This window comes from Paraburkholderia dipogonis, assembly GCF_046027395.1.
Classification (GTDB): domain Bacteria; phylum Pseudomonadota; class Gammaproteobacteria; order Burkholderiales; family Burkholderiaceae; genus Paraburkholderia; species Paraburkholderia dipogonis_A.
In genome coordinates this window covers 218,741-230,286 of record NZ_JAQQEG010000005.1, presented here as the reverse complement: position 1 = coordinate 230,286, position 11,546 = coordinate 218,741, and the positions used below count along the sequence as shown (strand labels likewise).

The 11,546-nt window shown below is 57.2% G+C and carries 9 protein-coding genes; 2 read left to right on the top strand and 7 right to left on the bottom strand.

The features are described 5' to 3' along the window. Window positions 1-93 precede the first annotated feature (93 nt). From PQR32_RS07710 to PQR32_RS07700, 3 genes are all read right to left on the bottom strand, one after another. Window positions 94-1,065 (bottom strand): ornithine cyclodeaminase family protein, encoded by a 972-nt coding sequence (locus PQR32_RS07710; protein WP_408223940.1) that lies wholly within the window; start codon window positions 1,063-1,065, stop codon window positions 94-96. Further along, a complete protein-coding gene (locus PQR32_RS07705) occupies window positions 1,055-1,684 on the bottom strand; it encodes a helix-turn-helix transcriptional regulator (RefSeq protein WP_408223937.1) in 630 nt (209 codons plus the stop codon). The genes PQR32_RS07710 and PQR32_RS07705 overlap by 11 nt, the downstream gene beginning before the upstream one ends. A 282-nt stretch (window positions 1,685-1,966) precedes the next feature. After that, a complete protein-coding gene (locus tag PQR32_RS07700; RefSeq protein ID WP_408223934.1) occupies window positions 1,967-2,872 on the bottom strand; it encodes a LysR family transcriptional regulator in 906 nt (301 codons plus the stop codon). Window positions 2,873-3,513: 641 nt separating this feature from the next. On the opposite strand from PQR32_RS07700, the gene PQR32_RS07695 reads away from it, so the two are divergent. Next, on the top strand, window positions 3,514-4,626 hold the full coding sequence (locus PQR32_RS07695) for a M20/M25/M40 family metallo-hydrolase (protein ID WP_408223931.1): 1,113 nt from the start codon (window positions 3,514-3,516) through the stop codon (window positions 4,624-4,626). A gap of 365 nt (window positions 4,627-4,991) precedes the next feature. Here the strand turns inward: PQR32_RS07695 and PQR32_RS07690 are convergent, their stop codons facing one another. From PQR32_RS07690 to PQR32_RS07680, 3 genes are all read right to left on the bottom strand, one after another. Continuing rightward, a complete protein-coding gene (locus tag PQR32_RS07690) occupies window positions 4,992-6,047 on the bottom strand; it encodes an amidohydrolase family protein (RefSeq protein ID WP_408223928.1) in 1,056 nt (351 codons plus the stop codon). A gap of 1 nt (window position 6,048) precedes the next feature. After that, complete coding sequence (locus PQR32_RS07685; RefSeq protein WP_408223925.1) at window positions 6,049-7,356, bottom strand: MFS transporter; 1,308 nt, start codon at window positions 7,354-7,356, stop codon at window positions 6,049-6,051. Between the two features lie 675 nt (window positions 7,357-8,031). After that, complete coding sequence (locus tag PQR32_RS07680) at window positions 8,032-8,604, bottom strand: cupin domain-containing protein (protein WP_408223922.1); 573 nt, start codon at window positions 8,602-8,604, stop codon at window positions 8,032-8,034. A 518-nt stretch (window positions 8,605-9,122) separates the two neighbouring features. On the opposite strand from PQR32_RS07680, the gene PQR32_RS07675 reads away from it, so the two are divergent. Continuing rightward, a complete protein-coding gene (locus PQR32_RS07675) occupies window positions 9,123-10,094 on the top strand; it encodes an oxidoreductase (RefSeq protein ID WP_408223919.1) in 972 nt (323 codons plus the stop codon). Between the two features lie 135 nt (window positions 10,095-10,229). On the opposite strand, the gene PQR32_RS07670 is transcribed toward PQR32_RS07675, so the two are convergent. After that, complete coding sequence (locus PQR32_RS07670; protein WP_408223916.1) at window positions 10,230-11,534, bottom strand: cytochrome c; 1,305 nt, start codon at window positions 11,532-11,534, stop codon at window positions 10,230-10,232. Between the last annotated feature and the right edge of the window lie 12 nt (window positions 11,535-11,546).

Genomic DNA, 11,546 nt, shown 5'->3' with positions numbered 1-11,546 from the left:
TTGCGACACGCCGCTTCCATCCGGAGTACGAAGCGCCGCACTGGCTGTCTTGCACTCCAGGAAAAGTATCGGGTGGTAGGCTGACCCGACCGGCTACCAGGGCCAGGCTAGCGAGGTTCCCACGCCGGTTTCACGGGCACGCTCATACAGCATGCGCGCCACGGTCAGGTCCTGAAGTGCCAGGCCTGTCATGTCGAACACTGTAATGTCGTCTTCGCGGCGGTTCGCCTGCGCCTTTCCTGTCAGTACATCGCCCAGTTCCGTGCACGGGTTATCGGCTGCCCATTGCGTTTCACCGATCTGGCGCGCCTGGACTTGATCGTCGACGAACAGACGAACCCGCCCTAACAGGCCCTCGGGAAGCTCACGCTTTCCTTTGGTGTCGGCACCTACACAATTAAGGTGCGTGCCGGGTTGAACCGAGTGTGAATCGAACAGCGCTCCGGCGCCTGGGGTAGCCGTGATTACGATGTCGCTTTCACTAACAGCAAGATCACCGTCATTCACATGCGAGATGTCGCAGCGCTCCACGAAGTGAGCTTCGAACGCGGGGTCGCGGTGGCCAGTCGCAGTCAGGTAGCGAACACGAACAAGCGACGGCATGAGCTGCAGAGCGAAGGTCAGTTGCACGCGCGCCTGTACGCCCGAACCGAAGACACACACTCGAGTGCTGTCCGCGCGCGCAAGTTGCAGGAGGCCAAGCCCGCCAGCCGCACCCGTGCGCATGGTGGTCACCGCATTGCCGTCGATGATGCAGAGAGGCCGTCCAGTGGCCGGATCGATCAACATGATGGTTGCCTGGTGAGGTTCACCATTCAGTCCACGATTGGTGGGCCAGAATCCCGCCGCCTTGAAACCCAGTAGTCCTTGCGCCTGAACATCGCCTGATTTGATACCGAATATGCCGCCCGTTACCAACGGTTCCCTGACCACGGGAAAAACACGGCCCTCGCGCTGGCTATGCAGAACAAACGCCTCGCGCACCGCTTGCATCACATCATCGGGCAACAGCAATGACTCGACTTCATTCTTGTCGAGGAGCAACAATTGAGCGTCACTTGGCATCGTTGTATACCGTCGCTCGCGATACGCCCAAATGTAGCGCAACGACCTCCATAGACCGACGTACGTCCATGCTGCCTGACTCTCTGAGCTCCCGCATCAAAACCCGCCTTTCCTCTGTCTTCAATGCTCTGGGTGTCGTCGCCAGCCGCGCGGCGAATTGGTCTATCCGCATTCTTATTCCGTCCGCCCCAGGAGGGTCGAGCTTTTCGTTCGTACCGGCAGAATCGTCCGTGCGCGCGAACTGCCCCAGTACGTTTTGCAAAGCGCCAAAAAGCGTTAGATCGATATTGATGCACAATGCGGCAACGTACTGCCCGTTCGAGTCCTTGATGCCGATTGACGTGCTTTTTGCCTGTCGACCATCGGCGAAACGATTTGAGTAATTGGCGATCACTTGCGGATACTCCGCATTACCGATGCGCGCCAATCCAAGTTCCGTGGCAGGATCACCGACTTCGCGACCCGACAAGTTGTTGTGAATCGCCGCGATGGCGTGATCGGCGTCCAGCAGGTCATGCACAACTACTTCGCAAAACGGCGCAAACGTCTCGCCCAAGCCGAGCGCGACTTGCTTCAGTTGTGCGACCAGCACTTGCTGTTCTTTCGTTTGATTTGACATTTACACAATATATCCAACATTAGACACGTCGTCAACAAGCAAGCCTCAGTGTGCGTCGGGCTTGTCGTCGAACGGAGTAATTTCAAACACTGATCAAAGCACGCTTCGGCGGTTTTTGCTTTTTCTGGGCCATCCGTCAATATGCGACTTTGAAGGTCGGCGAGTCCTTGGGACGGCTCTTGCGCCGGCAATAGATCCGCGTGGTCGCGATGTTCGCGTGGCCGGTCGTTGGGATGAGGGGTTAGGTACCTGACTCGTTGCCCTTCCGCATAGCCGGATGCCCTATGAAGGCCTGCTGGAAAACGCGTTATGACGAGCGATGACAAAATTTACAAATTCCATTACCGATTCTGGAATTGCTCGTCCTTGCCGGGCGATGATGCCCGATGTCGTTTGCGCCAACCGTTCATGCTGCAATGGAATTAACTTAAATACGGATTCCCAGCCACTTGTTTTAATTGCAAATTCAGGCAAGATGGTTATGGCCAGCCTGTTTTTAACAAGTGATTTCAATATTTCGTAAGAGTTACTTTCAAGCACTGGGTGCAACTTGATCCCGACCGCATCCTCGACTACTTTTATACTCTGTCGAATACGATGTTGAGATGGCAGAAGTCCAATCGCAAATTGCTGAAGATTATTCAAGCTCAGCGACTCGGCTTCCGACAGGGCATGTCCTAGCGGAAGAACGACCAGGAGCGGTGGAGCGGAATGAACAACCTTGATGAGGTGATGCTGCGGTGGATTCATGGTTATTCCAATATCAACCACTTCATCAATCACCATCCTTAATACGGCATCGCCGTTGCCTATGTCGATACCGTACGTCATTTGAGGATGGCATTCTAAAAATTCCGGTATTACAACATCGGCTAAATCTGAAACGTATCCATTTCCTGACGCCACTTTTACATGCCCGAATTGCAAGCCGTTCGAAGTGCGGATGGCGTCCTTCACCGCGGCGTCTTGCAGCATGAGCTGACGAATATGCTCACGCAATATGTTTCCCGCGCTTGTTAGCACAATTCGTCGGCCGTGGTGCTCTATCAGCGCCTGTCCAAACTCGCTTTCTAGCAATCTGACTTGGCGGCTAAGCGCTGAAGCAGAAATGTGGACACGTTCTGCGGCTCGTCGAATTGAACCTTCCAGAGCGACCGCGTAAAAATACCGATAAGCAGAATTCAACATGGTTGGCGTAATCAGCTAGCCTGAGTTTCACGATTGTGAGAGGGCGCCTTCGCCGTACGGCACCCCCAGAGACTCGCGGCGATGCATTCGATCGGGGGCACGAGATGGCTCTGCACACATACCTTTCCAGAGCGCGGCCAGGATTTCGCCAACGTCGCGATATCTTCAGACGCGTCAGACGCGACGATAGCACCGATGGAGCAAGAACTGCCGAGACTATCTTCTCGACGCGGTACGGAGAACGATCACGCTCCTCCGAGCGTTACGGTGTGCGGTTCCCTGTTCAAGGTCAGATGCTTCCGGCTGGTTCATCGACGAAATGCACAACACCTGTCACGCGTCGACCAAGGGGACCTACGCGCGAGCTACCAGAAGCCGATGATCCACCGCCATATTTGGCAGAAGTGGTTGCAACACAACCGACCGACTCTGAGCAGACGAAACACACTGCCGGGCGTCCGGGTAAGCACGGTGCTCAAGAAGCCCGCCGCCCGAGAAACCAGCCACACGGGCCGCATCCAATCCCTGGCTGACGCGATAGCGTTCAAAAATTAGAACAATCGCATCCAATAATTTGCCTTGACCCGTTCTTTTTGTAAAAACATATTGGCGCTTCCTGCCATTTTTATCCGAATACCGCTATGCAGACATCGCAATTTGATTCAGCCCTGAAATTGTTGAAAGATATGGTGTCAATCGATTCCAGAAGTTTTGTTTCAAACGTTGAAATAGCGGATTTAATTGAAAATGAACTAGCAGATTGGGAATTGGAATTCATAGATTATTTAGATAATTGCGGGGTAAAAAAGATAAATATTATCGCCCACAATCCAGCCAGCAAATCCACCGTTGCCTTTGCCGGTCATCTGGATACCGTTCCAGACACTGGTTGGACTCGAAATCCTTTTGAACTCGTTATGGAAGGTGGCCGTATCTACGGTTTGGGCACGACTGACATGAAAGGTCCCATTGCGGCCTTCATCACTGCAGCGAAGAGCCTTGATCCCGTGGCGCAGCCCATTTTGGTATTTACCGCCGATGAGGAAGCAGGCAAGCAAGGCGTCCGTGAAGTCGTCGCACGAAGTGAAATACTCAATCGACTAAGGCCGCCGAAGTGCTTTGTTGTAGCAGAGCCGACCAACCTCGGGCTGGTGCGCGGTCATCGCGTGGACATTCAATTCATAGCGCACGCAAAAGGCGTTCAAGCTCACTCGTCAACAGGGAAGGGAAAAAATGCAAATATTTCTCTTGTCCCATTCTTAAGCGATCTGAGAGATCTGCATTTACGCCTCCGCCAAGATGTCACGCTGCATGATACTCAGTATGACCCTCCTTTTTGCGATTTGAATTTCGTAATCGATAACTATGGCGCATTCCCCAATACCACGGTGGGCCTGGCCACATGCCTCGTTAAATTTCGATATTCAAAATCTTTTGATCCAGAGTTCGTAATGAAAGAAATTCGCGACTCGGCATCCGCGCATGGAGTCGATCTGACTATCAAAATGGAGGCGTCGCCTCCCGAGCTTGATAAAAGACATTCACTTGTGACCTCTGCAGAACGGATTTTGGGGTGCCGTGCGTGTGTGTCCGGGCTGGGCACGGAGGCTTCAGAGTATTCCAAGCTTGCTCCCTGTCTGATTTATGGCCCCGGTCATATTGAATGTGCTCACATGCCGACAGAATACATCGACGAAGAACAGTTTTATCGTTCGATCGAAACGTTTAGAAATCTCGCACTCCGTCTGGTTTGATTTCCAGTGCCCCATTAACTTCCAAGCGGGTTATCCCAGGCGCGTCTTCGCGATTGCCGAAGTATTCCCAAAGAACGATCGAGTACGCGTCAATGCCCTTGTTACAGGCGCACTCTTCATTGGAGGCGCGCCAGGCACCGGCTCCATAGCGGCGCGCTAATACATGGCTATGGATGGCGAGTTGCCTACCATGTTTCCTCGATTCATTGAGATCGCGTGGCGTCGGTTCTCTGTTTGCGATCAAAGATGTGCGGCCTCGCTGCTGGTGATGGCCGGCGGCAGCACGAACGGGGCTCGCATATCGCAAGCCTCGTCCACTGGCGAGCATTCGGTGAACCGCTAGAAATCGCTTAGCAGATTCCCTATCACACGCTGATGCGATAAAAATCCGCCGCCGTATCGTGGAACAGGCTTGCCTTCTCTGCATCGGAAGCGCCGCTTGTTATGCGCTTGAAGGCGTTCCACAGCACCCCATATGCGAAGTTGCCCTTGTCGACCGGGAAATTGCTCTCGAACATGCATCGGCTCGTTCCAAACAATCCAATGCATGTTTCCACGTAAGGCCGAATCGCCTCGGCGACAACGACGGATCCCGGCGGGCGAGCCAATTCATGGAAATCGAACCCGAACAGGGTCATGCCGAATCCCCCAAGCTTGATCGATACATTCGGGAAGCTGGCGAGAGTTTTCATTGCCTTGTGCCAGTGATCAAAAACTTCACTGCGCCGTCCCCGATAAGGTCCAATGCCAAGCGGTCCACCGACGTGATTCAAAACGATCCGCGTTTGCGCAAAGGCTCGCGCCAGCGAACACAGTTCATCGATTTGCGTATGAATCACCCAGGCGTCGAAGCTTAAGCCACGCGGCGCCAGTTGACCGAAGCCCTCTCTGAAGCGAGGATCCGTCAGCAGATGCGGCGGCGGTGTTGCCGCCGACGCCCGAACGGACGGGTCGGCATGCCAGACGCCGATATTCCTGATCCCCCTCACCCGTCCACCCGACACGGATATCAGTTCGTCGAGCACCGGAGCCACTTTCGCGCCGAGGGACAGGTCGGCGAAGGCTACCATCGCCGCTCCGACTTTCGTTCGCGCGCCACGCTCCTCGGCCGTGCGGATCTCGCGCAGCACGAACTCTATTTCGCCCACGGGCGACGATTCGACGGGCCCCTCCGTTCTGTACCCCGTTTTGCACTCGATGAACACAGTCGCGCGAACGTTTTGCCCTGAGCCGATGTCGTCGAGCAGGTCCGCGCTCATGTAGCTCTTCTCGGGAAAATGCCACAGATGATGATGCGCATCGATGATCGGCCGTGCAGGCTCGAGCGCCGCTTCCGAATACGACGCAAGCCAGTCGGGCCGTACCGGTATGTGCGGGGGTTGGGTATTCGCGAGTCCATGCCCGCCGTTCTCGAGACTCATGTCAGCTCCCTGCGTGTTGCGATGACATGGCGCCACTGGTCACGGATGCAGCGTCCGCACCGATGGCGCGATGCGTGAGGCACCATGACGACAGCGCGCCGGCTATGAATAGAGCGCCTGCCGTGGCGATGGCGGCGGCGAAATGTCCGGTCGCCTGGACGATGTATCCCGTCACGATGGGCGCGAGAAAGCCGAATACGTTTCCGCCGATCAGCAAGAGGCCCATGGCGCGTCCGAGGTCGCCCCGGGACTGCAGCAGATCCCCCAACAGAGCGATGTTCAAGGCAACGGCCGACGATGCGCTGCCGAGCGCGATCGTGATCAGGCCGAGAACGATCCAGACATTTGAAACCAGGGGCACGAATACGATCGCCGCTCCCGCGACCATCACCGCGCCAACGAGCCTTCGCCGCCGCCCGCTCTCCACTGCCTTTTCAGTCAGCATGCGATCGCTCAGGATTCCCAGCGCCATCGCAAGCACGATCGATCCGAGGTACGGCATCGCCATTGCTGTTCCACTGCCGAGCAGCGTCATGCCGCGTTCAGCCTGCAAGTAGTTCGGCAGCCATGTCAGAAACAGGTATTGGGCATAGACGTTGCATCCTTGCGTGAGCATCAGTCCCAGCATGGTTCGCGAGCGCACTAGTCTGCGCAGTCCGATTGGCGCGGCATCGACGCGCATCTGTAGCGTCGTTTCACGCTCGCGTTCAATCGTCTGCCGCTCGTGGGCGCTCAACCATCCCGTGTTTTCGGGCTGTCGAAAGAAGATGAGCCATACCGTGATCCAGATGAAGCCGACCCCGCCGCAAATCGCGAACGACCAGCGCCATCCCGAGAACGACACTAGCCACGACAGCGCAAACGCGCCCACCGCCGGACCGAAATAGGCTCCCGAATTGAAGATGGTCATCGCCGTGGCGCGCTCACGGGCTGGCGCCCATTCGCGAACGATCCGGGCCGCCGACGGATAACAACTGGATTCGCCGACACCCATCACCATTCTCGCGGCAAGCACGGAGCCCACGCTGCCGGCGGCTCCCGTGAGCATGGTCGCGAGAGACCACACCGTCATGCTTACCGCGACGACGTATCGGGAGCCGAACCGGTCGATCAGAACGCCCACCGGCAGCAGGAACAGCGTATAGCCCCACAAGAACGATGAGAACAGATACCCCAACTGGACCTTGCTGATCGATAAGTCAGCCGACATTTGTCCCGCGCCCACGGAAAGCGCAACCCGGTCCAGGTAATTGATCATCGCCAGCAAGAACAACATCACGTACACCCAGTACCGGGCCTTCCAGCTCACGTCTCCTCCAATGCGATTGGCTTTCCCTGGCAGAACGATCTGTCAACGAACGTGCTGTCGACATCAGGATATAGCTGAATAATCGCTTAGTTTTCCTATGTATATAAAATAGACACGGCCTACTCGATGCAAAAGTTTCGCAGCGGTGAAAAAGTCGCCTCAATATGAGGCGTAAGGAAGGCCGGCTATCGCCAGCCGCTCAGCCGGAAATGAATCCGCGCCCCATATGAAGCGTGACCGGTCCAGACCGTGTTACGGGAGACCTTGCGGCGCGACTCGCCGACCAATCGAAAGAAATCCGAATGATTCCGGCTGGCATTTGTAAACGCTTACTCGACTATAAGCCGACGACTGCTTATCTGTCAATGCACCCGAACCGACAAATGAACCCGGCAGGCCCGCTGTCTAAAGACCGAAAATCGATCGGCTCCAATGCGTTTGTCCGTCCAACGTGAGTGACTACCGCTAAGCGTTCGCTGTTTTTCCTCAACAATTGTAACCGCTTACTCTCGCACTCAGGTCAAATTCATCAACGAACACGTCGATCACGCGTACAAGATTGGCATCGTTTCTGAGCGGAACCCCGGTGACATGGTGAACTTCCACCGCTGACCGGCTCTGCCCTTCGGTGAACGGTCTGCGAATCCAACCTCGACGGGAAAGAATACCGACGGTCTAAAGCAGTCTGGGTGTACCGACCCAGACAACGACCGACTCGATGTGGGCGGTATTCGCCCAGCTATGCGGCACCGTCGATTCGTAATGCGCGCTATCTCCCGCGTGCAATACAAATGTCTTGCCCTCCAGCGTCAGCGATACCTGACCGGCGATCACGTATAGAAACTCCTCACCGGCATGCGTTGTGACTTCCGAACGCTGTTGCCCGGGCGGCATCCTCACGAGAATGGCCTCAAGATGACGGCCTCCGGTCAGGTTGGTGAGTCTGGCAAACAGGTTCGCCGAATCCACAAAGCCGAAAAACGTCAACTGCTCCGCGCGGCACACCGAACGTTCTTCACTGGGCGTGTCGAGGAAATACTGTACGGCTACCCCGAGTGATCTAGCGATACCCGCCAGCGACGTAAGGGAGGGGCTTGCCAGGCCTCGTTCGACTTGCGACAGGAACGGCTTCGAAATGCCAGCCGCAGTGGCCGTATCATCGAGCGTGCGCTTTAGCCGCTGCCGCAGCCCGCGTATCTTGCTACCCAGCGCAAGAGGCGAATCGCTATTGTCAGTTTTAGTGAGCATGGCACGCCGAAATTAGCCATTCTGAACGGGTTTAACAACTTAACAGCGCTACCGATGCGCTGGGCAAGATGAGCGAGGTCGTACCCTCGCATCTGTCGCGGGGTGCTCTCTCAAGTTCTTGCTCGACCCTCGGCATGGGCGAGATCGTTTAGCCGGCTGTAATCCGCTCGGCCTTTTCCATTTGAGTAGGTTCTTCAGTAGAGCCCGGCACCAGTTCTGTCAATCAGCGGCTATTCTGATCGATTGTTATTGCCAGGCTTGACGTTGCGTCGCACTTTGCCAAGATTTTTCACCCCAAATCCCTGATTTAACTTTTGAGCGGGCTGCTGTACGAAAATGAAAGGTTGTTCACATCCAATCACATTGACGACTACCCCTTCTCGTGCGCGAACTGGAATCCTCCGAATGCAGTACGGATGATCAGCATCGCGCGGAACTGCTGCCTGGCCGATAGCGACGCCCCAGACTTACTAATGGTAGTCTCGAAGTCGACTACCATCATGCTGAGCCGGAGCAATATGAATAAACAGTGGACCATGACCGATATTCCGCCGCAGATCGGCAAGCGAGTTCTCATCACCGGTGCGAACAGCGGTATTGGCTACCATGCTGCATTGACCCTGGCGCGCAAAGGCGCGCAAGTCATACTTGCGTGCCGCGATAAACAAAGCGGAGAAGAAGCCTTAGCCCGTCTGAACTCCGCCGCACCCGACGCTCGTGCTGAACTGGCGATTCTCGATCTCGCATCCCTCGCGTCCGTACGACAGTTCGCACAGAGGGAGCTCGCCGGGCAACGCCCCATTCACATTCTGGTCAACAACGCCGGCGTCATGGCGCCGCCAAAACGGCTCGAGACTGCCGATGGCTTCGAACTGCAGTTTGGCACCAACGTACTCGGCCATTTCGCGTTGACTGCGCTCCTCATGCCCGCTCTCGAACTGGCGGCGACTGGATCGCCGGAGCGACCACGCATCGTCACGATTGCTTCCATCGCGCACAAGCATGGACAAATCGATTTCAACGACCTCCAATCCAAAAGGACGTATTCGCCGATGCAGTCCTATCGGCAGTCCAAGCTCGCGGATTTGATGTTTGCGTTCGAGCTCGACCGGCGTTTGCGCGCTGCCAATTCCCGTGTGATGTCGGTTGCCGCTCACCCCGGCGTCGCAAACACCAATCTGTTTCGGGGCGGCGATCGCTCCGCGATTTCAAGAGCCGCCCGCGAGCTCCTTAGTCATTTCATCGGTAACGTGCTGAACACCGATTACGCAGGCGCCCTGCCGACCCTTTATGCCGCTACTTCGCGTGACGTCAGTGACGGTGGCTACTATGGTCCGCAAGGCTTTCTGGAGGCACGCGGAAACAGCATTGGCGAGGCGAGCGTCGCCAGACAGGCAAAGGACACTTCGAACGCCGGCCGTTTGTGGCAGGTGTGCGAGGAACTCACTCAGGTATGCTTCCGCCCGCCGTGCGGGCCGGCCAAATCTTGAAGCGAGGATCAGGAACAGGCGCCTCACGCGGATGTTCGCGGATCGGGCGAACATCAACAAGGGTTAGGCAGGTGCGCGGACCGATAACGGATAGACGCGCGGCGACGCCCCCCGCCGCCGCCCGCGCATCTCCCGTTAATGCGTCACAACCCTCGCCCGCACCTTTGCGACCTGGTCCGCCGTCACAGCCGGCCCGTGATTGCCCCAGCTCGCCCGGATGAAAGTCGCAAGCTGGGCGATATCCTGATCGCCGTAGCGCCAACCGAACGCCGGCATCGCGAGCGGCGACGGCGCCGTTGCAGTCGAAGGCAGACGTGCTCCGGCCAGAATCACGCTCAACAGTGAATCCGGATTCGCCTGCGTCACCATCGGGTTATCGACCAGCGACGGAAACACGCGCGTTGCCCCCTGCCCATTCATCCGGTGACAGGCCGAACAGCTGTCGATATAGATGCTCGCCCCGCGCCCTGTCGCCCCACCCGCGAGCATGCTCTTGAGCGTGCTGTCGTCGCCATGGAACGAGACCGTTGGGACCGGCGCTCCGCCCAGGCTCTTCAGATACACCGCGATCGAATCGAGATCGGCATCGCTCAAGTACTGCGTGCTGTGCTCGACCACCTCGCCCATCGGACCGGAGACCGCCGAATGCGGATTGCGGCCGGTCTTGAGCGAAGCGACGATGTCTTCCTTCGACCAATGCTCGAGGCCGTCACCTGCCGCGGAGCGCAGGTTGATCGGCGCCGTGCGGTCGAGCGCCGCGCCAGACAGGTAAACATCGCTCTTGCCGCTCAGGTCCTTTTCCTGGAACCCGACGCCGCGCGGCGTATGGCAGGTACCGCAGTGCGCCAATCCCTCCACCAGATACGCGCCGCGATTCCACTCGACGCTCTTCGACGAATCCGCGACATAGCGCGAATTGTCATGAAACGTGCGGCTCCAGTACGCTAGCGGCCAGCGGATACTGAGCGGCCACACGATATCCGACGCGTGATTCGGCTGACCCGACGCCGGCACCTGCGTGGTGAAGTACGCGTACAGGTCTTGCAGATCGGCGTCGGATACCTTTGCGTACGACGTGAACGGCATCGCTGGATAAAGCCGCGCGCCGTCGTTCCTCACGCCTTCGCGCATCGCCAGCACGAACTGCTCGAACGTGTAGCCACCCACGCCATGCTCACGGTCGGCTGTAATGTTGGTCGAATAGACCGTGCCGATCGGCGTCTGGATTGGCAGGCCACCGGCAAACGGCGTCCCGCCCTGCGCGGTATGACAGGCGACGCAGTCGCCCACGCGTGCAAGATAGGCGCCGTGTTCGGCGTCGCCGCGCCGACTGGCAATCGTTGCATCGATCGAAGCAGACGGCTGCACCGAAGCGAACGCCCACAGTGCGCCCACGACCACGGCGGCAGCCGCCGCCGTGCCCAAAATGACTTTCCTCATGTCTTATCGCTC

What these genes read in the sequence shown, in the direction of transcription:
- PQR32_RS07710 (WP_408223940.1), bottom strand. Translation starts at nt 1,065, where the DNA reads ATGCCAAGTGACGCTCAATTGTTGCTCCTCGACAAGAATGAAGTCGAG.
- PQR32_RS07705 (WP_408223937.1), bottom strand. Translation starts at nt 1,684, where the DNA reads ATGTCAAATCAAACGAAAGAACAGCAAGTGCTGGTCGCACAACTGAAG.
- PQR32_RS07700 (WP_408223934.1), bottom strand. Translation starts at nt 2,872, where the DNA reads ATGTTGAATTCTGCTTATCGGTATTTTTACGCGGTCGCTCTGGAAGGT.
- PQR32_RS07695 (WP_408223931.1), top strand. Translation starts at nt 3,514, where the DNA reads ATGCAGACATCGCAATTTGATTCAGCCCTGAAATTGTTGAAAGATATG.
- PQR32_RS07690 (WP_408223928.1), bottom strand. Translation starts at nt 6,047, where the DNA reads ATGAGTCTCGAGAACGGCGGGCATGGACTCGCGAATACCCAACCCCCG.
- PQR32_RS07680 (WP_408223922.1), bottom strand. Translation starts at nt 8,604, where the DNA reads ATGCTCACTAAAACTGACAATAGCGATTCGCCTCTTGCGCTGGGTAGC.
- PQR32_RS07675 (WP_408223919.1), top strand. Translation starts at nt 9,123, where the DNA reads ATGAATAAACAGTGGACCATGACCGATATTCCGCCGCAGATCGGCAAG.
- PQR32_RS07670 (WP_408223916.1), bottom strand. Translation starts at nt 11,534, where the DNA reads ATGAGGAAAGTCATTTTGGGCACGGCGGCGGCTGCCGCCGTGGTCGTG.